The 20,166-nt window shown below is 70.3% G+C and carries 20 protein-coding genes; 11 read left to right on the plus strand and 9 right to left on the minus strand.

What is annotated here, in order from left to right; all coding sequences use genetic code 11:
• Window positions 1-90 precede the first annotated feature (90 nt).
• Window positions 91-1,485 (plus strand): FAD-binding oxidoreductase, encoded by a 1,395-nt coding sequence (locus AERO9AM_RS01340; protein ID WP_159574543.1) that lies wholly within the window; start codon window positions 91-93, stop codon window positions 1,483-1,485.
• Between the two features lie 166 nt (window positions 1,486-1,651).
• Here the strand turns inward: AERO9AM_RS01340 and AERO9AM_RS01345 are convergent, their stop codons facing one another.
• The 3 genes from AERO9AM_RS01345 to AERO9AM_RS01355 form a co-directional block, all read right to left on the minus strand.
• Complete coding sequence (locus AERO9AM_RS01345) at window positions 1,652-2,284, minus strand: metal-dependent transcriptional regulator (protein ID WP_159574544.1); 633 nt, start codon at window positions 2,282-2,284, stop codon at window positions 1,652-1,654.
• 107 nt (window positions 2,285-2,391) lie between these two features.
• Window positions 2,392-2,739 carry a hypothetical protein gene (locus AERO9AM_RS01350; protein WP_236602441.1) on the minus strand — a complete coding sequence of 116 codons (348 nt, stop codon included), beginning with the start codon at window positions 2,737-2,739 and terminating at the stop codon, window positions 2,392-2,394.
• 199 nt (window positions 2,740-2,938) lie between these two features.
• Window positions 2,939-4,228: an Nramp family divalent metal transporter gene (locus tag AERO9AM_RS01355; RefSeq protein WP_159574545.1), complete on the minus strand. Its 1,290-nt coding sequence runs from the start codon at window positions 4,226-4,228 to the stop codon at window positions 2,939-2,941.
• Between the two features lie 376 nt (window positions 4,229-4,604).
• Here AERO9AM_RS01355 and AERO9AM_RS01360 point away from each other — a divergent pair, with 376 nt between their 5' ends.
• Window positions 4,605-5,327: a TrmH family RNA methyltransferase gene (locus AERO9AM_RS01360; protein ID WP_159574546.1), complete on the plus strand. Its 723-nt coding sequence runs from the start codon at window positions 4,605-4,607 to the stop codon at window positions 5,325-5,327.
• A gap of 30 nt (window positions 5,328-5,357) precedes the next feature.
• On the opposite strand, the gene AERO9AM_RS01365 is transcribed toward AERO9AM_RS01360, so the two are convergent.
• Entirely contained in the window at window positions 5,358-5,543 is a 186-nt protein-coding gene (locus tag AERO9AM_RS01365) for a hypothetical protein (protein ID WP_159574547.1), read from the minus strand.
• Between the two features lie 116 nt (window positions 5,544-5,659).
• The gene (locus AERO9AM_RS01370; RefSeq protein WP_159577298.1) at window positions 5,660-6,964 is read right to left on the minus strand and encodes an MATE family efflux transporter; all 1,305 of its coding nucleotides are present in this window, start codon (window positions 6,962-6,964) and stop codon (window positions 5,660-5,662) included.
• A gap of 186 nt (window positions 6,965-7,150) precedes the next feature.
• Between AERO9AM_RS01370 and AERO9AM_RS01375 the strand changes: the two genes are divergently transcribed.
• Entirely contained in the window at window positions 7,151-7,603 is a 453-nt protein-coding gene (locus AERO9AM_RS01375; RefSeq protein ID WP_159574548.1) for a hypothetical protein, read from the plus strand.
• Between the two features lie 56 nt (window positions 7,604-7,659).
• Here the strand turns inward: AERO9AM_RS01375 and AERO9AM_RS01380 are convergent, their stop codons facing one another.
• Window positions 7,660-8,826: an HNH endonuclease signature motif containing protein gene (locus tag AERO9AM_RS01380; RefSeq protein ID WP_159574549.1), complete on the minus strand. Its 1,167-nt coding sequence runs from the start codon at window positions 8,824-8,826 to the stop codon at window positions 7,660-7,662.
• A 649-nt stretch (window positions 8,827-9,475) separates the two neighbouring features.
• On the opposite strand from AERO9AM_RS01380, the gene AERO9AM_RS01385 reads away from it, so the two are divergent.
• Window positions 9,476-10,012 carry a J-domain-containing protein gene (locus tag AERO9AM_RS01385; protein WP_159574550.1) on the plus strand — a complete coding sequence of 179 codons (537 nt, stop codon included), beginning with the start codon at window positions 9,476-9,478 and terminating at the stop codon, window positions 10,010-10,012.
• Between the two features lie 146 nt (window positions 10,013-10,158).
• On the opposite strand, the gene AERO9AM_RS01390 is transcribed toward AERO9AM_RS01385, so the two are convergent.
• Both AERO9AM_RS01390 and AERO9AM_RS01395 read right to left on the minus strand, forming a co-directional pair.
• Window positions 10,159-10,689: a hypothetical protein gene (locus AERO9AM_RS01390; RefSeq protein ID WP_201298549.1), complete on the minus strand. Its 531-nt coding sequence runs from the start codon at window positions 10,687-10,689 to the stop codon at window positions 10,159-10,161.
• Window positions 10,686-11,156 carry a DM13 domain-containing protein gene (locus tag AERO9AM_RS01395; RefSeq protein WP_159574551.1) on the minus strand — a complete coding sequence of 157 codons (471 nt, stop codon included), beginning with the start codon at window positions 11,154-11,156 and terminating at the stop codon, window positions 10,686-10,688. The genes AERO9AM_RS01390 and AERO9AM_RS01395 overlap by 4 nt, the downstream gene beginning before the upstream one ends.
• Before the next feature lie 152 nt (window positions 11,157-11,308).
• Between AERO9AM_RS01395 and AERO9AM_RS01400 the strand changes: the two genes are divergently transcribed.
• Together AERO9AM_RS01400 and AERO9AM_RS01405 are read left to right on the plus strand one after the other, a co-directional pair.
• The gene (locus AERO9AM_RS01400; RefSeq protein WP_159574552.1) at window positions 11,309-12,037 is read left to right on the plus strand and encodes a response regulator transcription factor; all 729 of its coding nucleotides are present in this window, start codon (window positions 11,309-11,311) and stop codon (window positions 12,035-12,037) included.
• Between the two features lie 218 nt (window positions 12,038-12,255).
• Window positions 12,256-13,407 (plus strand): sensor histidine kinase, encoded by a 1,152-nt coding sequence (locus tag AERO9AM_RS01405; protein WP_236602442.1) that lies wholly within the window; start codon window positions 12,256-12,258, stop codon window positions 13,405-13,407.
• Window positions 13,408-13,578: 171 nt separating this feature from the next.
• Here AERO9AM_RS01405 and AERO9AM_RS01410 read toward each other — a convergent pair whose 3' ends face one another.
• Window positions 13,579-15,735 carry a M66 family metalloprotease gene (locus AERO9AM_RS01410; protein ID WP_159574553.1) on the minus strand — a complete coding sequence of 719 codons (2,157 nt, stop codon included), beginning with the start codon at window positions 15,733-15,735 and terminating at the stop codon, window positions 13,579-13,581.
• A gap of 374 nt (window positions 15,736-16,109) precedes the next feature.
• Between AERO9AM_RS01410 and AERO9AM_RS17615 the strand changes: the two genes are divergently transcribed.
• From AERO9AM_RS17615 to AERO9AM_RS01435, 5 genes are all read left to right on the plus strand, one after another.
• Window positions 16,110-16,490, plus strand: a complete 381-nt coding sequence (locus AERO9AM_RS17615; RefSeq protein ID WP_159574554.1) for a prepilin-type N-terminal cleavage/methylation domain-containing protein — start codon at window positions 16,110-16,112, stop codon at window positions 16,488-16,490.
• Between the two features lie 72 nt (window positions 16,491-16,562).
• A complete protein-coding gene (locus tag AERO9AM_RS01420; protein WP_159574555.1) occupies window positions 16,563-16,937 on the plus strand; it encodes a type II secretion system protein in 375 nt (124 codons plus the stop codon).
• The gene (locus tag AERO9AM_RS01425) at window positions 16,934-17,518 is read left to right on the plus strand and encodes a PulJ/GspJ family protein (RefSeq protein WP_159574556.1); all 585 of its coding nucleotides are present in this window, start codon (window positions 16,934-16,936) and stop codon (window positions 17,516-17,518) included. The genes AERO9AM_RS01420 and AERO9AM_RS01425 overlap by 4 nt, the downstream gene beginning before the upstream one ends.
• Window positions 17,509-19,245: a hypothetical protein gene (locus AERO9AM_RS01430; RefSeq protein ID WP_159574557.1), complete on the plus strand. Its 1,737-nt coding sequence runs from the start codon at window positions 17,509-17,511 to the stop codon at window positions 19,243-19,245. The genes AERO9AM_RS01425 and AERO9AM_RS01430 overlap by 10 nt, the downstream gene beginning before the upstream one ends.
• Window positions 19,242-20,147, plus strand: a complete 906-nt coding sequence (locus AERO9AM_RS01435; RefSeq protein WP_159574558.1) for a prepilin peptidase — start codon at window positions 19,242-19,244, stop codon at window positions 20,145-20,147. Before AERO9AM_RS01430 ends, AERO9AM_RS01435 begins: the two co-directional genes overlap by 4 nt.
• Window positions 20,148-20,166: the final 19 nt, after the last annotated feature.

A 20,166-nucleotide genomic window follows, 5' to 3' on the forward strand; every position in this document is an offset into this window, starting at 1 on the left:
CGGGCGGGCTGGGATGGCCGGTCGACGCGCTGATGCCGAGAGTGGTCTCCTGCCCGGCAGTCCGCCGGCCGCACCGGAACGGAGAAGACCATGCACACCCTCACCCGCGACCTCTCGATGCTGCAGGGCGTCGACGGCATCGCCCTGGCCGGCGAGGCGGCTTACGAGCGCGGCCGCCTCGCCTGGAACCTCGCCGCCGACCAGCGTCCGGCCGCGATCGCCGCGCCCCGCACCGTGGCCGAGGTCGTCGCGGCCGTGCGTGCCGCGGCGTCGGCCGGCCTGCGGGTCGCCCCGCAGTCGACGGGGCACGGGGCCCTTCCGCTCGCCGCGCGCGGTCTCGACGATGCGATGCTGCTGCGCTTGGACGGCCTCACCGGGGTGCAGGTCGATCCCGGGCGCCGCATCGCCCGCGTCCTCGGGGGCACCCTCTGGCGCGATGTCGTCGTCGCCGCCGCTCCGCACGGGCTCACTGCCTTGCACGGCAGCGCGGGCGATGTGGCCGTGGCCGGCTATGTGCTGGGCGGCGGCCTGTCGTTCTACGGCCGCGCGCACGGTCTCGCGGCGCACCACGTGCGGGCGTTCGAGGTCGTCACGTCCGGCGGCGACGTCGTGCGTGCGAGTGCCGACTCGCACCCGGCGCTGTTCTGGGCGCTGCGCGGCGGGGGCGGCAGCTTCGGCGTGGTGACGGCGATCGAGCTCGAGCTGCTGCCGATCGCCGATGTGTACGCGGGTTTCCTGCTCTGGGACATCAGCGCAGCGCCGGCTGTGCTGCGCGCCTGGCGCGACTGGACCGGTTCGGACGCCGCGGGGCAGGAAGGGCCGGGCCGTGACCGCGCCGTCACCACCAGCCTGCGCCTGTTGCGGTTCCCTCCCGTGCCGGAGCTGCCGCCGTTCCTGAGCGGCCGCTCGCTCGTGGTCGTCGACGGTGCTGTCCTGGCAGAGGACGACCGGGCAGTCGAACTGCTCGCGCCCCTGCGCGCGCTTGCACCGGAGCTGGACACCTTCGCGCGGATCCCGGCCGTGGGGCTGCTGGACGTGCACATGGATCCGCCCGCCCCGACGCCGGGCGTGGGCGACCACGCGATGCTGGGTGCGCTCGACGACACCGCGCTCACCGCGCTGCTCGACGCGGCCGGCCCGGGGGTCGCCGAGGCGCCGATGATCGTAGAGCTGCGCCAGCTCGGCGGGGCCCTGGCCGAGCCCGGGGACGCGGCGGTCAGCCGGCTCGCGGGAGAGTACGCGCTGCTCGCCATCGACGTGGCGCCCGCTCCCGAGTTCGTGGAGCCTGCCTTCGCGCGCACGGGGGCGATCGTGGGCGCGATGTCGAACTGGCGGGACGGTGCGCCGTACCTGAACTTCGTGGAACGCGCGTCCGGGGCCGAGGGCGCCTTCACCCCCGAGGTCGCCGAGCGGCTGCGCCGCGCCAGGGCGATCTACGACCCGCTGCGCACCTTCGTCGCGGCGCACCCCGTCCCGACGGCCTGAGCCCGGCAGCGTCTGGCTCAGCGCGGACAATCCCGCGCGGGTGTTCGCCGCGTGGAACCCGAGCGCGTGCTGCAGACGCGCGGTGCACCTCCGACATCCGCGGCGCCGGCTTCCGCCGGGACGGGCCACCGATCCCGGCGGAACCGCCGCGGATCCGCCTGCACCCTCAGGCCGACAGCCACACCACGTCGGTCGCACCCTCGGGCAGGGCCACTGCGGCGCCGTCGATGCGCAGGCCGCCGGGGATGACGACGACCTCGCCGCCGATCACGAGGCCCGCCGACTCCAGGGTGCGCAGCAGCTCGGGGTCCCGGTCGTCCACGCGCAGCACGCGACCCGTGTGGCCGGCATCGGCGTCGGCGAGCAGCACGAACGGCACGCGCTCGACGCGGCCGAAGGCGTCGGGGATGGCGTCGCCGTGCGGGTCGAAGCGGGGCCGGCCCAGGCGCGCGTCGATCCCCTCGAGCAGGCGGTCGCTGATGGTGTGCTCGAGCACCTCGGCCTCGTCGTGCACCTCGTCCCAGGCGTACCCGAATTCGCGCACGAGCCAGGTCTCGATGAGGCGGTGCCGCCGGACGATCCCGAGAGCGCGCTGCTCCCCGTCCTCGGTGAGACGCACGGCGCCGTAGGGCACGTGCGACACCAGGCCGGCGGCCGCCAGCTTCTTCACCATCTCGGTGACGCTCGACGGGGCGATGCCGAGCTTGGCGGCGAGCTGTGACGGAGTGATCGGCGCCGGCTGCCACTCGGTGTGCGCGTACACCGTCTTCAGGTAGTCGTCGGCCGCGGGGGATTCCACGGATCCACCTTAGGGCGTGCGTCGGCCGCCGGCCGCTGAGCCTCTCGAAGCGTCCGGGCCGCGGGTTACGGGCCCTTCGACAAGCTCAGGGATCGTCTGCGCTGTTCCTACCCGAGCGAGGACAGCACGGCGAAGGCGGCCTGCCCGGCGAAGAACATGATCGCGAACCCTGCGAGGGCGCCCAGCAAAGAGAGCCGGCCGTCGAAGCCCTCGATGCCGCGCATCCCGATCGACCGCGCGCGGAACGCCAGGATCAGGGTGAGCGCGCCGAGCGCGAGCTGCACCCATGGACTGCCGACCGGCATGAGCTTCGGCACGGCGACCAGGAGGATCCCGAGCACGGCGGTGACAAGCGACGCCCAGGTGCAGATCCGCACGGCGCGGCGGGCGGCGGCCTGCGCTTCCGCCTTCTCGGCGGCGCGCTGCGCGGCGGACGGGCGGCGGGATCGGGCCATCCCTCGAGCCTACCCGCGGCGCCCGTCCGTCCGATCCGGCCGGGGTCCTCCGTTCGGTGGATCCGGACCTGGATCCGCCACCCATCCGGACCTGGACCCGGGATCCGGCCGGATCTGGATCCTGGATCCGTCACCCATCCGTACCTGGATCCGCCACCCAGCCGGATCTGGATACGGGATCCGGGTGGCGCGATGCGGCTCAGGCTCCCGTCAGCAGCAGCCAGAGCAGCACGGCGTTGAGCGCGATGAGCAGGGCTGCGGCGACGATGCCGGCGATGGTCGTCCAGGGCCGGTTCGCGTAGCGTCCGAGTGTTCGCCGACGGGCGGTGAGCGCCACCAGCGGGATGAGCGCGAACGGGATCCCGAACGACAGCGCCACCTGGCTGAGAACGAGCGCGAACGTGGGGTCGACGCCGAGGCCCAGGATGAGCAGGGCGGGGATCAGCGTGATCAGCCGCCGCACCGGCATCGGGATGCGCACCCGCAGCAGGCCGTGCATGATCTCGGCGCCCGCGTACGCCCCGACGGCGGTCGACGCGAGGCCGGAGGCCAGCAGACCGATCCCGAACAGGGTGCCGATGAGCGGGCCGAGCTGGGTGGTGATCGCGGCGTGCGCGCCCTCGAGTGAGTCGGTGCCCTCCACTCCTGGGAGCGTGGCGGCGGCGAGCAGCAGCATGCCCAGGTTCACCGCGCCGGCCACGACCATCGCAAGGGTGACGTCCCAGCGGGTGACGATGAGCAGGCGCGCCACCGGCGTGCGCCGCAGAGGCTCGGGGTCGCCGCCCGGGTGCACGGGCGCCGCGCCGAACCGGTCGCGCGCCAGGGCGGAGTGGGCGTAGATCGCGTGCGGCATGATCGTCGCGCCGAGGATCGACGCCGCCAGCAGCACCGAGCCGGAGTCGGCGAAGCGTGGCACGAGCCCGCCGACCGCGGCGGACGGATCCGGCGGGGCGACCAGCAACCCGGCGAGGAAGCCGACCGTGACGACGGCGAGCAGCCCGATGACGACGAACTCGAAGGGGCGCGCGCCGCGCCGGCCCTGCACGGCCAGCAGCACCATCGACACGGCCCCGGTGATGAGCCCGCCCAGGAGCAGGGGGAGGCCGAACAGCAGCTGCAGGGCGACCGCGCCGCCGATGACCTCGGCGATGTCGGTCGCCATCGCGACGAGCTCGGCCTGCAGCCAGTAGGCGCGGCGGGCGAAGCGGTGGTGCAGGCGGTCGCCCAGCAGCTCTGGCAGGCTGCGACCGGTGACGACGCCGAGCTTCGCGGAGAGGTACTGCACGAGCCAGGCGATCACGTTCGCGACGACGACCACCCACACCAGGAGATAGCCGTAGCCGGCGCCGGCTGTCATGTTGCTCGCGACGTTGCCCGGATCCACGTACGCGACCCCGGCGACGAGGGCGGGGCCCAGCAGAGCCACGCCGCGTACGGGCGCGGGCGCTCCCGTGCCTGGCGCTGCGACGGTCACGGACGTTTTCGGCATACCGAAAAGCTACCTCATTTTTAGGGTCGCCGAAATATCTGGATCGGCCCGCCAGAGGTTTGCGCGGCCCTCGGTTCTTGAGAAGGCGCAGTGCGACGCGGTGTGGACTCCCCGTCGCTGAGCGAGCGACGCGCGACGTGGTGTGCCCTCCCCGTCGCTGAGCGAGCGCAGCGCGACGTGGTGCGCCCCCGGTCCCTGAGTGAGCGAAGCGCGACGTGGTGCGCCCCCGGTCCCTGAGTGAGCGAAGCGCGACCTGGTGCGCCCCGTCCCAGGGCGAGCGAGGCGCGACGTGGTGCGCCCCCGGTCCCTGAGCGAGCGCAGCGAGACGAAGGGCGGCCGCCGCTCGTGGTGCACCGCCGCCGGATACGCTGGCGTGATGCAGGATCCTGAGCCCGCCGCCGCATCCGACCCCGAGTCCGCGGCGGCGCCGGAGTCGGGCGCTCAGCCCACCGCACTGCCCGAGGCGGCACCGGATCCTGTGCCGGAGGCCGAGGCGGCGCACGGTGTCGGCCCGTGGCCGGGTGGGCCTGCGGAGTGGCCCTCCGATGAGCGCCTCGACCCCGAGCTGCTCGCCCACGGCGACCGTCGCAACGTCGTCGACCGCTACCGCTACTGGCGTATGGAGGCGATCGTCGCCGACCTCGACTCCCGCCGGCACGCGTTCCACGTGGCGATCGAGAACTGGCAGCACGACATGAACATCGGCTCGATCGTGCGCAGCGCCAACGCGTTCCTCGCCGAGACGGTGCACATCATCGGCCGACGGCGGTGGAACCGGCGGGGCGCGATGGTCACGGACCGGTACCAGCACGTCGTGCACCACGAGACGGTGGCCGACTTCGCGGCCTGGGCCGCGGCCGAGCGGATCCCCATCATCGCCGTCGACAACCTCGACGGCGCCGTGCCGGTCGACCGGGCGGAGCTGCCCGAGCGCTGCGTGCTGCTGTTCGGCGCGGAAGGACCGGGGCTCTCCGAGGAGGCGCTCGCTGCGGCCTCCGGGCACGTCGAGATCACGCAGTACGGATCCACGCGCTCGATCAACGCCGGCGCCGCGGCGGCCGTGATCATGTACGAGTGGTGCCGGCGGCACGGGGGCTGACGAGGTGGCCCTGAGGCCGACCGACGCAGGTCAGCGGCGCTCGAGGTGGTCGATTCGTCGCTCCAGGCGGGAGATCTCCCGGAGCAACTCCGTGCGTCGTACGCGCGGATCCATCGGATATGTCGCAGCGATCACGGCGAAGCCGCTCGCAAGCAGCATGGCGACCGCGAGGCCGAGCGCGGCGATCGCGATCCACCATTGATCCACTTCGGACATCTCGCTCTCCTTCGCGCTCGTATCCAGCATGCGCGCTGATCGGGCTCCACGGCAGAGCGCTGCGAACCCCGTGGGCAAGATCACACGGGCCCGGCCTGTGCGGACCGGAGACGAATTCAGGCCTCGATCGCCAGCCACCGCCCGGTGCGCACGCGGAGCCCGAGAGTGGTCAGGCGTGCTCCGAGGTACACGATGAAGAACGCGACCGCGAGCCAGATCAGGCCGGCCACGCCCGCCACGCCGGTGGCAACGATGATCGCGAGCGCGGGCAGGAACGGCACGAGGTTGAGGCCTCCCGCGAGGGCCAGGTAGCGGGCGTCCCCGGCACCCATGAGCACGCCGTCGAGCACGAACACGACGCCGGCAATCGGCTGGGCGACGGCGAGCACGATGAGCGCCGGCTGGATCAGGGCCGCGAGCGCCGCGTCGCCCGTGAAGGCGAGGCCGATGACCGCGGACAGGGCAGCGATGAGCACCCCGACGATCACGCCGAACCACGCGCCCCAGGCGACGGTGCGGGCGAGCACGTGCCGTGCGCCGTTCGGATCCCCTGCTCCCAGGCTCTTGCCGATGAGGGCCTGCGCGGCGATCGCCAGTGCGTCGAGCGCGAAGGCGGCTGCCGAGAACACGGTGAACACCACCTGCCAGCCGGCGAGCTCGCGCGTGCCGATGTCCGTCGCCACGGCCACTGTCGCGAGCAGGGCCACGCGCAGGCTCACGGTGCGCAGGAACAGCCACCCGCCGGAGCGGGCGGATCCGCGGATCCCGCCCAGCTCGGGCGAGATCGACGCGTCGTGCCGGCGGGCGAGGCGACCGATCACCACGACATAGGCGCCGACCATGCCCCACTGGGCCACGACGGTGCCGAATGCGGATCCGGCGATGCCCCAGCCGAAGCCGTAGATGAAGAGGGCGTTCAGGAGCGCGTTCGCCGCGAACCCGATGCCGGCGATCCACAGCGGCGTCATGGTGTCCTGCATGCCGCGCAGCAGCCCCGTCGCGGCATAGACGACGAGCATCGCGGGCAGGCCCCACATCGAGGGGGTGAGGTAGGCGACGGCTTGTTCGGCGACCGCGGGGGTCGCCCCGAACAGGGGGATCACGGCGGGGGTCAGCAGGGATCCCAGCACCGCGAGCACGGCGCCGAGTCCGAGTGCCAGCCACATGCCGTCGATGCCGACGGACACGGCGTCGCCGTGCTCGCCGGCGCCGAACCGCCGCGCCACGGCGGGCGTCGTCGAGTACGCCAGGAAGACCATCAGCCCGACGATCGTCTGCAGGACCGCCGATGCGATGCCGAGCCCCGCGAGGGGCGTCGTGCCGAGGTGCCCGACGAGTGCCGCGTCGACCATGAGGAACGCCGGCTCGGCCACGAGGGCGCCGAGCGCGGGAACCGCGAGCCGGATGATCTCGCGGTTCAGCGTCGACGCCGACCTCGGGGTCGAGGTTTCGCCCGGGAGCCGGCGCGACGGTCGGCTCGGGGTTCCGTGAGGGCTGTCGTTCGGGGTCGGCGAGGGCACCGTTCGAGCCTAGGGGCGAGGACGGACACAGGCTCGCGCGTGGAAAAGCGTCGTGCTCGAGTCGGGCAGTGTTTACGCTCGGCGGGTATGGGAAGCAACTGGATCGTTGTTGCCGCAGCGGCGGTGACGGGTGTCTTCGTCCTGATTTCGGCATTGCTCTCGTTCTCGGCCTCGCGGGGCGAGCCGCGTCCGGCCAAGGAACTCCTCGCACTGAATGAGATCCTCAAGGACATGCCGCCCAGCGCAGGGCGCCATGCGCTCGCAACGCGTCGAGAGGCCATCGCGCTGAAATACGGCAAGTCCGGGGTCGAGATCTTCTCGGACCTGGAGCGCTCATTTCTCATGGGCGGTGTGTTTCTCATTGCGGGCGTGGTGCTTGCCTCGGTCGCGACAGGAAACGTTGTGCCGACACTCTCGGCGCTCGCCAGTGGCGTAGGTGTCACACTGTTCGCCGGGGGCGCGGTGATCGTCCTGACCGTCGTGATCGCCGCAGTCTGGCGTGTGATTCGTTGGTGGAAGACGCGGAAGGGCGACCGCTAGCCCTGCGCCGAGACGGCCTGATGTTCCGAACCTAAAGTGCGCGATCGCGCTAGGGGTCATCCGGGTGGTGTTCCGGCGTGGGTGAGCTCTCGGTGGATCCTCTCGGGGTCGCCGGTGCGGGTGCGGGGTCTGTGCCAGTCCCGGTAGGGGTCCCACCACGCCGGGCCTCGGATTTCGGGGACTCCGTGCCGCATCCGGACCTCCCAGCCGGAGGTGTCGAGGGTGCGGTGGTGATGCCAGCAGAGGGCGACGCCGTTGCTGGTGTGAGTGGGGCCGCCGTTCGCCCATTCCTGGACGTGGTGGATCTCGCACCACGTCGCGGGGATGTGGCAGCCGGGGATGATGCATTCCCGGTCGCGGAGCTGGATGGCGCGGCGTTGCAGGGCGGTGAAGATCCGCGCGGTGGTCCCGATGGACACGATCTGTCCGCGCTCGTCGAACAGGACCCGCTGGATCCCACCGGCGCAGGCGGTGTGGTGTGCTACGGACAGGGGGACGTCATCGCCGGTGCCTTCGATGAACGCCCGCCCGTTTCCGGACGCGTATGCCTCCGCCGTGACCGACACCACGAGCGTCGGGGCGGCACCACCCAGGTCCGGCATGCCGCCGCTCGCGGCGGCGGTGAGGATCATGGCGAGGTTGTCGTGGTCGCGTTGGGTGCGGGTCCGGCGATCCTCCGGGGCCGGCAAGCCGTCGATCCCGCCCGGGTCCTCACCGTCGGGGTCGCCGTCAGGTTCGAAGCGCACACCGCCGACATTCGGGGAACGTTCCGGGCGATCCGCGTCGCTGCCGGGATTCACCGTGTCGGATCCAAGGTCGGGCGATCGGCCCGCCGCGGGGTTGTTCAACCCGTCCAGCAGTCGTTGCAGCAGCCCGGCGACCTCGGGGATCAGCCCACCACCGATGGGGTGGACTCCGCCGCGGAGGGGTCCCATCCAGAAGGACCGGTTGCGGTCGGCTTTCGCGTCGTCGGGTTCGGCGCCGTCCGGGTCCAACGCGAGCATGATCGCCCGGGCGTACTCCGCCAGCTCGTCCGTCGACGGCGCGGGGCCTGGACGACCATGCTCGTCGGGGAGGTCCTCCCCATGCGCGGTCGCGGCGAGCAGTCCGTCCACCGCTTCCCGCTCCTCGGGACGGATCCGGTTACCCGCGCGCTCCACCGGCCCGATCGCGGCCAACAGCCCCGGAACCGACACGACCCCGTCCCGCAACGTCTCGGCCATGGCGGGGTAGGGGCCGGCAGCAGGTCACCCGTGGACAGCACCACATCCCGGTGCGTCAATCGGGCGGCCCGCACGAACTGCCGGGCGGTTGCCACGTCGGTGCGCAGGGAGCGTCGCAGCAGTTCGGTCACGTCTCGGCAGCCCACCGTCGAGGAGACGCGTTCGGCGGAAAGGCGCCGGTCCCGGTCCTCGACCTGCCCCACCAACCCCGTGACCACCGCGTCCAGGCGGCGCCGGGCCGCCCCGGCTGTCTGCAGCGCCGACACGAGCTCCGGACCCGTCGGCCCGTCGAAGCAGGCTTCCATTTCGGGTGACGCGCACAGGTCGCGGAGCAGCCCGTCCAGCTGCTCGAGAACCTGGGTCGCGGTCGATGTCATGCCCCCATTCAACCCGTGGCCACCGACATTCGAACACCAGATCAGAGGGATAAACGCAATCTGTGCACAACTCGTTCGGATGTTCACTTGTGGGGGACGATGGGCAACCATGCCCGGGTCGCGGTCAATCCCTGCACCGGACCGTGCCGTCCCTTCGACAAGCTCAGGGATCGTGGAGGCCGCGACCAGTCGGTGCGCGACCCGGGCCCCGGCTATCCCGTCTCGCCGTACGCTGGAACCACCCGAGGTCCGACGAGAACCGGAGGAGCGCGATGGCCGACGACGAACAGCGGCGCCGCTCGCACGCCGAGCGACTGCTGGGCCGCAGAGCGGAGGACGCGGCGCCACCGCCGTCCACACTGAACGCGGAGACCATGCCGGCGATCGTCGAGACGGCGATCCAGGTCGCGATGCGCCAGGGCAAGTTCGACGATCTGCCCGGTGCAGGCAAGCCCATCCCGGGGCTCGGCGATCACCATGATCCGGACTGGTGGATCCGGCGCAAGATCGAGCGCGAGAACCTCACCGGCCTCGGCCCGCCGGCGCTTATGCTGCGTGTGGAGGACCGCGAGCTCGCGACGCAGCTGGACTCGCTGCATCGGGAGGCGGACGTCCGCGCGGTGCTGGAGGACTTCAACCGCCGCGTGATCGAGGCGCGCCGTCAGCTCCTCGGCGGTCCGCCCGTGGTGACCAAGCCGCGAGACGTGGACGCCGAGGTCGCCGCCTGGCGGGAGCGTCGTGAGGCCGCCGCGAAGAACGAGCCGGCCCCCGCGGTCGAGCCGAAGAAGCGCTGGTTCCGCAGAGGCTGAGGTCGAGCAGCGGAGCAGACGTGGCGCGCTGCGCGGTCTGTGGACCGGGCCCTTCGACGGGGCCCCTTCGACGGGCTCAGGGACCGGCGCGGTCTGCGGAGCCGGGCCCTTCGACAGGCTCAGGGACCGGATCCGCCTCGCCCCCATCATCGCCCAGCGCGCCGCCTGCGCTCCCACAGCCATGCCACCCCGACGCGACCGGACCACGGCAGCGCCAGCACGATCGCCGACAGCAGCACCATCACCGGATACTGGGCGATGAGCTGATCCGACGACCAGTACAGCATCAGCGTCGCGACGGATCCGAGCGCCACCACCGTCGTCGCCACCCGGCCGAGGCCGAGCACGAGCAGCACGCCGATCGCGACCTCGAGAGCCGGGATCGCGACACCGAACAGCCCCGGCGCGGCCTGCATGAGCGCCCCCAGCGGGCGGAAGTAGAACGGCACCCGGCTGTTGCCGGAGGCGCCCTGCGCGACGAGCAGGATGTCGGCGGCTCCGAATCCGGCGCGGTACTTCAGCGTCCCCTCGCCGAGCCACAGCACGCCCGCGGCGACCCGCGCCAGCGCGCCGACCACGGACGTCCCGGTGAGCCAGCGCGCTCCGCGGCGCGTCGCCGAGCCGCCCCGAGCCGGCTCCCCGAACCGCGACGGCGCAGCCGCCCCGACGCCGGTCATGACAGCGCGGCGGCCCCGAACACTGCCTTGGCCTTGTCGCAGTGGATGACGACGTCCGTGTACATCGACGCGTCGACCCCGTTCAGCATGAACGACTGCGACTCCTTGTCGAACGCGACCGGGTCAATCTGCTTGCCGGCGCTGACCGCGGCCTCGTCGGTTCCGTTCGTGAGATAGATGTGCAGGTCGGGACCCTCGTCCGAGGAGAACCCGGTGAGGGTCAGATCGGATCCCGAGATCGTCACCGTTCCCTTGACGGACTTGCCGTTGAGCCCCATGAACGTGCCGGTCTTCGACATGTGATCCGCGGTCGACATCGGCGACTCCGACGGCATCGCCGAGGAGCTGGACATCGTGTCGGCGGAGGGCGAGGATGCGGTCGGCGTAGAGCTGCAGCCCGCGAGCGTCAGGCCGAGGGCGAGCACCGCCACGCCGAGCGACGCGGGGACGAATGTGGTCTTGCGCATGGTTTTCTCCATTCCGGGGAAGCGCCGACGACGGATCCGCCGGCAGTCGAGAACGGATCCGACGCTAGGCAGCCCGGCGCAGCGGCGGGGGAGTTCTTTCGAGGCCGTAAGGAACTCGGATCCCGTCATCGCGACAGGTCTAATCTCGGCGTATGGAGACGCCCGGAACCTCCGTGCCCCGGGCGGTGCTCGTCGAGGACGACCCGACCGTGCGGGTCGCGGTCGAGCGCTACCTCGGGGCGAACGGCTACCTCGTCGACGCGTTCGGCGACGGGGTGTCGGCGCGGCGTGCCGTGCGCGCGGATCCGCCCGACGTGCTCATCGTCGACCGCATGCTCCCGGGGATCAGCGGCGACGAGCTGGCGCGCGATGCGCGGGAGCGTTCCGCTGTGCCGATCATCATGCTCACCGCGCTCGGCGAGGTCGAGCAGCGCATCGAGGGGCTGGAGAACGGGGCCGACGACTACCTGGTGAAGCCGTTCGCCCTGCGCGAGCTGCTGCTGCGGGTCGACGCGCTGCTGCGCCGGTCGCGCGCCGCGGCCGCGCCGACCCGCGAGATCGTGCGGGGCGACTTCCGGCTGGATCCCGGCCGTCGGCGCGTCTACGTGCGTGGGCAGGAGGTGCTGCTCGCGGCGCGGGAGTACGAGCTGCTCGCGTTCCTCGTGCAGCACGACGGCGAGGTGCTCTCGCGCGACGACATCCTGCGCGAGGTGTGGGGCTGGTCGTTCGGCGAGGGCTCCACCGTCACGGTGCACGTGCGTCGGCTGCGGGAGAAGATCGAGCAGGATCCGCAGCATCCGGTGCACCTGCTCACGGAGTGGGGCGCCGGGTACCGGTTCTCGGCGGACGGATCCGGCTCGTTCCGGCCCGCGAATGACTGACGGGTGGGGGTGAAGATGGATTTCGTCGTTCGTGGAGCGCGCGCCGGAGCGTTTTCCATCTTCAGCGCGAGCACCGAGCGCCCTGGAGATGGATTTCGCTGCTCTGACGCCGTGCGGGGCGACGTTTTCCATCTCGTCTTCCATCTCGTCGCCGGCGTGGGCGTAGGCAGCGGCGCAGACAGGGCCGGCTCCTCCCGCAGCGCGCACGGAGTGAGCTCATGATGCCGCTCAGCGCGCTCGACGTGCTGCTCATCGTGCTGACCGCCCTGGGCTGCGCCGCCGTGGTGACGCTCGCCGCCGTGCTCGTGCTGCGCCGCGCGCGGCGGGCAGGGCTGACGTTCCGGCTCGTCGTGGTGGGCGTCGCGTCGGTGCTCGCCCTGGCGACCGGCGTGCTGGCGATCTCGGCCGAGATGTACCTGTCCCCGCACGATTTCACCGTGCTGGTCTGGGTGCTCGGCGCGGCTCTGCTGTCCGCGCTCGCGACGGCCTGGATCACCGCGCGTGCCGCGCGCAGCTCGGTGCAGCACCTGGCGGCCGCGGTGCGCCGGGTGGGCGCGGGCGACGTCGTCGACGGCGACTCGAGCGGGTGGCGCGAGTTCGACGACCTGTCCGCCGAGCTCGCCGAGGTGTCCGCCAGGCTCAACGACGCCCGGGCCGAACTGGAGCGCCTCGACTCCGACCGCCGCCGGTTCCTCGCGTGGATCTCGCACGACCTGCGCACCCCGCTCACGGCGATCCGCGCGCTCGCCGAGTCCGCCGAGGCAGGGCTTGCGGATCCGGCCGCGTTCCCGGCGCAGGTGCGCGCGCAGGTCGACACGATGGGGCGCATGGTCGACGATCTCTTCGAGCTGTCGCGCATCACCTCGGGGTCGCTGCGGCTGCGCCCCGAGCAGGTGGAGTTGCTCGACGTGGTCTCCGATGCGGTCGCCGATGTGAGCGCCGCCGCAGGGCAGCACGGGGTGCGGATCGTGCAGCAGGGGATCGAGGGGCACGTGCTCTGGGCGGATCCGCACCAGCTGACCCGCGTGATCGTCAACCTGCTGACCAACGCCGTGCGGCACGCGCCGGACGGATCCGAGATCCTCGTCTTCGCCGAGTCGCCGTCGCCGCACCGGCTCGTGCTCGCCGTGCTCGACCACGGCAGCGGCGTGGCCGTCGAGGATCTGGATCGGATGTTCGAGGTCGGCTGGCGGTCGGATCCGTCCCGCACAGCGGGCACCGCTCCCGACGCGGTCGCCTCGGGAGCAGGGCTCGGCCTCGCGATCGCGCGGGGTCTCGCGCGGGCGCACGGCGGCGACGTGTTCGCAGAGCACACCGACGACGGCTTCTGCCTGAAGGTGGAGCTGCCCGTCGGGGCGCCCGCGGCCTGACGCCTGAGCGTCCGGTCCCTGAGCCTGTCGAAGGGGCCGGACGACGCATCTCGGGCTTTGACGAACCCGGATCGCTCCCTGAGCCTGTCGAAGGGCCGGAGCCCGCCGGCCGGACGCTTCGACGAGCTCAGCGGCCGGCACCCGCGAGCCGGCGAGCGGCCGGCACCCGCTTCAGCGCGTCAGCGGCTCCGCGGTGATCCGCACCGAGGCTTCGGCGGCGAGCCGCGTGGTGGAGCGCAGGGTCACGGTGTGCTCGCCCGGCTCGACCCGCAGCGTGGCGATGCGCCCGCGGCCGAAGACCCTCCCGTCGACCTCCCAACGCAGCAGCTCGTCGTCGACCGGATCCCCGCCCTGGTCCACAGCGCTGCCGTGCACCTCCACCTCCACGTCGGCCGGCACGACGGAGCCGTCGGATGGGAACAGGATCGCCGGGAAGGGCTCGAGCTCGGGCACGAGGATCGGCGCCGCGTCGGAGACGGCCGTGCTGAACCCGTCGTGTGCGAGCAGCCGCACGTGCGCCTCCCCGGCCGGCAGACCGGTGAGGTCCAGATCCGCGACGCGGCCTGCGAGGCCCACCGCCAGCCCGCGCCACGTGCGGCCGCCGTCTGTGCTGACCTGCGCCCACACGTCCGACGCGGGCTCGCCGGCGGTGTCCCAGCGCGGTCGTACGGCGCGTCCTTCGACGGTCTCGGCCGTGACCCGGGTGAACCGCGCCGGATCCGCTGGGGCCTTCTTGACCCACACCTCCTCGCCGCGTCCGTCGACGATGCGCAGCGCGGATCCGAGTTCGGTGTCGGGCACGAGTGCGCGGAACCGCAGGGGAAGCCGGTCGGGGTCGTCTGCCGGTGAGGGCGCGCAACCGCAGTCCTCGCCGCCGAACGGCACCTCCCGCGCCAGAGTCACGCGGGAGGCGATCTCTCCCGACGCGCCGACGAGCTGGGCGGTCCAGCTGATCGGCGGCCCGACCAGGGCGGAGTTCGCCTCGACACGGGCGACCGAATCGACGGTCACCACACCGGCCTCGTCGATGACGCCGCTCATGACGATCATCCGTTCGGTGGCGTACTTCTCGATCTGGCCCTTGCGCCACGGCGGGTCCGGCCACCAGAGGTTCTTGGGATCGAACTCCACGGCGGTGCGGTCGAAGGGGTTCGGCTCCGGAATCCAGGTGGGAGCGAGTCGGTCATGCTCGAGCAGCCCCTTGTGGTGGTAGAGCGACATCCAGCGGTTGGCGCCGTAGCTCATGTAGTCGGTCGAGGTCGCGGGGGTGAAGACGGCGCCGGTCTGGATGTCGGTGCCGTATTCGCCGATGGATCCCGACATGTTCGGCTCGTAGACGGGGTAGTCCGGATCCGTGGTTCCCGCGTTGCCGGCGGGGGCATGGGGGAAGCCGTAGCCGTGCCCGATCTCGTGAACGAACGTCGCCGTGTCGCCCGCGGCGCCCGCCCCGAGTCCGTCGTTGCCGCAGCCGGGAACGTTCAGTGGGATCCCTGACGGCAGGATCCCGTAGTAGACGACGTCGGCTCGGTTGCCGTCGTTGGTGCGGATGTTGCCCAGGGCGGTGAGCAGCGCACCCCAGTTCGTGGAGCAGGCGCCGGGGGAGCTGCGCACGTCGTCGAGGGGCTGCGTCCAGGCGAGGGTTCCGGCGGTCATGAAAGACCCGGTCTGCTGCACGGGCATCATCCGGAACGCGAGTGCCGCGGTGGTCTGCACATCGGCGAGCGTCGGCGCCGCGACGGTGATGGTCGCCGCCGTCGTTCCCGCCGGCGGGTTCGACGTGCTCGGGCCCTGGTAGCTCACGAGGATCGCGCGTACGCGCAAGGTCTGCACGAGGCGTGCCGACACCGTGGTGCTGAGCAACTGCCCATCGTCCAGCGTCACCGTCAGTCGCATGCTCCCGAAGAACTGCTCCGCCGGGATCCGGAAGTTCAGGGTCCGGTCGAAGCGGCTGCGCTCGTCGTCGTAACCGTCGTCGACGGGCGTCACGGTGGGCAGAAGCCAGGGTGAGAGGGTGATGACCTCGTGCCAGGGCCCGAACAGGCCCGATCGCCGTTCGAGGAGCAGGGTGCCGCCGATCGGATCGCCCGTCCGCACGAGCGCCGAAGGCGCGACGTACACGCGCACCACGGCGGGCTTGTAGGCGACCAGCAGTGCCGCGTTGTCGGCCTTGCGATCCGCGGGATCGGTCAGGTGCTCCGCCGCGTGGTAGTACTGCACCGCCTGGGTCACCTCGATGCCGACGGGGCGCTGCGTGAACAGCGGGGAGCGCACGTCGATCGCATCGCGCAGGCGCTCGAGTGTCTGGACGAGATCGCTGAGGTCGGGCATGGCAGCCTCCATCTGTGGCGGTGTGTGCCGGTGAAGAGGCGGCGAACGGCGCGGTGATACATCTCGACATCCCGTCGGCCGCTCATCATGTCGCTCTTCGGTCCCTGCGCTGTCGAAAGGACGTTCCGTGATCCGCTCCCGGAGCCTCCCCGAAAGGTATGCGCGCAGCCCTTCTTGGAATTCCGAAATAGCGGTTTCGTCTCAGGTCTTGCATCCGGGCTTCGAAGGGTCCATCCTGTGTGCAGGATGAGAGCTTTGGGACAGCTCGACTCCGAATCTGGGGACCGGAACCATCCGGGCTAATGGCGTAGGGGACGCGCCGGTTCGCAGAGTTCGTTCTACCCAAAAACGACACTCTGAAATGGGGACAAGCAATGCTCACTATTCGTCGCGCCCTCGAGGCAAAGAAAGCGGCACGAGAGAACGGCGAAGAAGCCGGCTTCTCACTCATCGAGTTGATCATCGTCGTTGTGATCATCGGAATCCTGGTCGCGATTGCGCTGCCGCTGTTCGGCTTCATCCAGAAGACCTCGGTGGATGGGGCGACCCAGTCGAACACCAAGAACGCATCCACTACGGCGGTCGCTCAGGTCGCCTCCGGAGCCACCGTCGATGTGTCGGCGCAAGCCGTGAACGGCACGGTTCTGGCAGTTTCGGGAACCACGGCATCGACCATCTGCGTCAGCGGATACAACCCGGACGGCCAGAACTACATCAGCGTCGCGACGGCGTTCAAGTCTGGGCCCGGCTGCTGACTGTCCGCGAACTACGGCCGGGACCGGCTCCCGGTCCCGGCCGAGTCTGCTCTGGGGGTAATGAGCGTGTCCATGGATCCTCGCGCGGATGAGGGAGGCTTCGGCCTTGTCGAACTCATCGTTGCGATGTTCTTGCTTGCGATCATCACGATCGCTCTTATTCCCGCGCTTTACAACGGGCTGATCTACGCAGCGCGTCAGTCCACCACGGCGACCGCAACCCGGCAGCTGAACACTCTCGTCGAGCAGGCGCGGCAGACCCACACGTGCAATTCGGTGATGAGCGCGGCGTCGACGCAGAGCTTCACCGATGGCGCGAAGCAGGTGTTCACGACCTCGGGAACTTACAGCTGCACGACAGGAAGCGTCGCGAGCCTCAACCTCACGGCCAAAGACTCCGACAATCGCACGCTGGCGTCCGTGAAGGCACTGGTGTACATCCCATGAACCAAGACCGCGACTCGGCAGACGATGAGGGCTTCTCCCTCGTCGAGCTGATCTTCTACGTGGTGATCCTCGGACTGATCACCACGGGGATCGCCGTCGTGTTCTTCAACACGTGGAAAGCCCAAGCGAGCGTCAGTGACCAGGTAGACGCGGCCGAGCGTGGTCAGCTCGTGGCTTCCCAGATCGAGAAGGCCATGCGCAACGCCGTGGCCTACGAGATCACTGATCCCACGCTGGCGTCCAGTCTGTCCTCAGGTCCGACGCTCGTCGTGGCGACCGCGATGTCGGGATCGAACGCCTGCATGGCGTTCAACCTCAACGGCGGAACCGCCCAGTTGACCACGACGTCGGGCGCCCGCGTCGGGGCGGCGCCTTGGCCCACATGGCAGTCCGGCATCACTCAGCACAAGAACTCCGGCGGAGTGCTCGTGCCTTTCTTCACGCAGGTCGGCAGCGATGTCGCATACTCCTTCGACGCGACCAGCGCGAACGGGCCAACAGTGCATTTCGAAGGCACGGCCTACCTGCGGAACTCAAGCTGGGGCACGTTGCCCGGCGGAGGTACGCAGACATGCTTCTGATCCACGAGTTGTCCGACCGATGGCGCAGAAGCCAGCACAAGAACGACGAAGGCGTCGCTCTTGTGCTGGTCGTGTTCGTGATGCTGATCGGACTCATCGCGACGGCGACGATCGCTGCGGCGATCTTCTTCGTGACGAACGGCAACATCACCAACCGCAGCAACACGCAGGCCTTCGTGGCGGCCGAATCCGGCAGGGACACGGTCGTCGCCGCGCTGGTCGCGGCCAACGCCGCGGGCACCTGCTCAACCGCCACCATGTCGGCCAGCTCTGTCGGGCAGCCGAGCGGCCCATACTTCTCGACGAAAGCTCAGTCCATCACCGGTGCAGCGCCGTCAGCCTGGAACAACGGCGTCGCCCCGGCATGTCCGACTCAGAATACGAACTACATCGTCATCCAGTCGACCGGCTACGGCACCAACAGTGTGTCGGCCGAGAAGACCACAACGCTCTCGGTGTACCAGTGGCAGGTCGTCTCTCACACTTCTCAGAGCGGCACGATGGCAGGAACGAACGGATCATTCCACGGCGTCGGCGGCGGCTCGTCGAGCAACACGCTCAAGGGCGATCTCGTGGTGCGTACGAGCAACTACACCTGCAGCGGATCGAGCGTCATCGACGGCGACCTCTGGGTGCTCGGCGGATCCGACGGGACGAACGGCGGCAACGTCACGATCACGGGTGGATGCGACATCACCGGGAACATCTTCGCGAACGGGTCCGTGACGTCCAACGGTGGCAATGCTGGATCCAACCCGATCACGATCGGGAAGAGCATCATCGCAGGTGGCCTCGTCTCGATGGATTCGAACGGTGTGACGGTGGGCGCGAACTGCGTTGCCGCCGACGGGGCCAATTGCGGACAGATCGCCTCGGGCGGCACAGTGACACTGAGCGGAACGGGGCCGAACGTCGGCACCGTCCTCACGACGGTAACCGGCCGTCCGACGGCTCCTGTGATCTCCGCATCCAACTGGAAGCACCCAGATGGCACCGCGCTCACTGGAAGCGTAGGGGCGGCGCCGGCGTTCTCGCCGCCACTGAACTCCTCCCAGAACGGCGGCTCGACGGCGGGCACGGTATACGCCATGACGAGCTGGATCGAGTTCGGCACGGGCACGGCATGGCAAGGGGCGCCCGCGGTGGCGACGAAACTCACCTGCCCGGCCAACCCCGACACCGCACTCAGCACCGCGACCGGTCCTGTGATCTTGGACTACTCAGGCTCGAGTTGTTTCGCCACGTCCGGAAACACGACAACCATCACGTTGACGGGCGGAAATGTGCCGACCGATGCAGTCTTCCTCATCGCCCCCGGGAAATCGATGAAGGTGCAGATCAACGGCAACCTGGGCGGGCCGTCCAGCCCGACCTCGCAGATCTTCTTCGTGCATCAGAGCTTGAACACCGGGAACGTGGCCACGGACTGCGGGCGCCCTTCAGGCGACAGCTTCACGACTGGCGCCGTCACGATCGCGCCGCGCATCATGGTCTACACTCCCTGCGGTTTGAACGGCACCTGGACGGGAACGCTGACGGGCCAGTTCTACGTCGGCGGATCTATGACCTACAACGGCAACTTCACCTGCACGCCGATGTCATGGAACCCCAGTCCGTCGCCGATGCCGAACATGGATTGCAAGATCCTCGGATCCGGTGGCGCTGCCGGCAGCACCACCTACACGCTGTCGCTCGGAAGCATGGTGTCGCAGGCGGAGATACCATGACCGCCTTCCTGCTTGTCTGCGCCGGGCTGTTCGGGCTCGTGATCGGATCCTTCCTCAACGTCGTCGCCTATCGCGTGCCCGCCGGGATCTCGCTGCTGCGCGAGAGCCGTTGCCCCGAGTGCGACGCTCCGATCCGGTGGTGGCAGAACGTGCCGGTGGTGTCGTGGCTGGCGCTGCGGGGGCAGTGCGCGAATTGCCGCGCTCCGATCAGCGCGCAGTACCCGCTGATCGAGGCATTCACGGGGGTCGTGTTCGTGGGCGTGACGTGGTGGGTCCTGAGCGGGGTGCGCTCCGTGCGGGTCGGCTCCGAGACGCCGGCACCGCTCAGCACGCGCGTCTGGAACCTGGTCGAGAATCCCGTCTTCTGGATCGTGCTCGTCGCGTTCCTCTTCTTCGCTGCGGTCTCCATCGTGCTGACCGTCATCGATCTCGACACGAAGCGGCTGCCGAACGCGATCGTGCTGCCGAGCATCGTCGTCGGGGTCGTGCTGCTGAGCATCGCGGCGGCGATGGGTGCGTGGATGCGTCCGGCGCCCGACGCGGCAGAATCGGCGATCGGCTGGGACGACCTCCTGCGTGCGGTAGCCGGGGCGGCGATCCTCTATGCGTTCTACGCGATCGTGCGCTTCATCAGCCCGCGCGGCATGGGCGGCGGAGACGTGAAGCTCGCCGCCCTCGTGGGGCTGTTCCTGGGCTGGACCGGCTGGGCAGCTCTCGCCGTCGGCGCCTTCGCCGCGTTCGTGCTCGGTGGCCTGTACGGCCTCACTCTGATCCTGCTGCGCCGAGCGAAACGCAGGACGGCGATCCCGTTCGGGCCGTGGATGATCGCGGGTGCTTGGGCTGGGATCGCGGTGGGTGAGCCGGTTGGACGCTGGTATGTCGGAATGCTGGGACTGAGCTGAGCCTGAGGGGCAGGCACGG

The organism is Microbacterium sp. 8M (assembly GCF_902506375.1).
GTDB lineage: Bacteria > Actinomycetota > Actinomycetes > Actinomycetales > Microbacteriaceae > Microbacterium.

Coding starts and splice junctions, on each gene's coding strand:
- AERO9AM_RS01365 (WP_159574547.1), bottom strand. CDS start 5,543: ATGTCCGAAGTGGATCAATGGTGGATCGCGATCGCCGCGCTCGGCCTC.
- AERO9AM_RS01410 (WP_159574553.1), bottom strand. CDS start 15,735: ATGCCCGACCTCAGCGATCTCGTCCAGACACTCGAGCGCCTGCGCGAT.
- AERO9AM_RS01405 (WP_236602442.1), top strand. CDS start 12,256: ATGATGCCGCTCAGCGCGCTCGACGTGCTGCTCATCGTGCTGACCGCC.
- AERO9AM_RS01360 (WP_159574546.1), top strand. CDS start 4,605: ATGCAGGATCCTGAGCCCGCCGCCGCATCCGACCCCGAGTCCGCGGCG.
- AERO9AM_RS01385 (WP_159574550.1), top strand. CDS start 9,476: ATGGCCGACGACGAACAGCGGCGCCGCTCGCACGCCGAGCGACTGCTG.
- AERO9AM_RS01355 (WP_159574545.1), bottom strand. CDS start 4,228: ATGCCGAAAACGTCCGTGACCGTCGCAGCGCCAGGCACGGGAGCGCCC.
- AERO9AM_RS01395 (WP_159574551.1), bottom strand. CDS start 11,156: ATGCGCAAGACCACATTCGTCCCCGCGTCGCTCGGCGTGGCGGTGCTC.
- AERO9AM_RS01435 (WP_159574558.1), top strand. CDS start 19,242: ATGACCGCCTTCCTGCTTGTCTGCGCCGGGCTGTTCGGGCTCGTGATC.
- AERO9AM_RS01420 (WP_159574555.1), top strand. CDS start 16,563: ATGGATCCTCGCGCGGATGAGGGAGGCTTCGGCCTTGTCGAACTCATC.
- AERO9AM_RS01430 (WP_159574557.1), top strand. CDS start 17,509: ATGCTTCTGATCCACGAGTTGTCCGACCGATGGCGCAGAAGCCAGCAC.
- AERO9AM_RS01350 (WP_236602441.1), bottom strand. CDS start 2,739: ATGGCCCGATCCCGCCGCCCGTCCGCCGCGCAGCGCGCCGCCGAGAAG.
- AERO9AM_RS01400 (WP_159574552.1), top strand. CDS start 11,309: ATGGAGACGCCCGGAACCTCCGTGCCCCGGGCGGTGCTCGTCGAGGAC.
- AERO9AM_RS01390 (WP_201298549.1), bottom strand. CDS start 10,689: ATGACCGGCGTCGGGGCGGCTGCGCCGTCGCGGTTCGGGGAGCCGGCT.
- AERO9AM_RS17615 (WP_159574554.1), top strand. CDS start 16,110: ATGCTCACTATTCGTCGCGCCCTCGAGGCAAAGAAAGCGGCACGAGAG.
- AERO9AM_RS01380 (WP_159574549.1), bottom strand. CDS start 8,826: ATGGCCGAGACGTTGCGGGACGGGGTCGTGTCGGTTCCGGGGCTGTTG.
- AERO9AM_RS01375 (WP_159574548.1), top strand. CDS start 7,151: ATGGGAAGCAACTGGATCGTTGTTGCCGCAGCGGCGGTGACGGGTGTC.
- AERO9AM_RS01425 (WP_159574556.1), top strand. CDS start 16,934: ATGAACCAAGACCGCGACTCGGCAGACGATGAGGGCTTCTCCCTCGTC.
- AERO9AM_RS01340 (WP_159574543.1), top strand. CDS start 91: ATGCACACCCTCACCCGCGACCTCTCGATGCTGCAGGGCGTCGACGGC.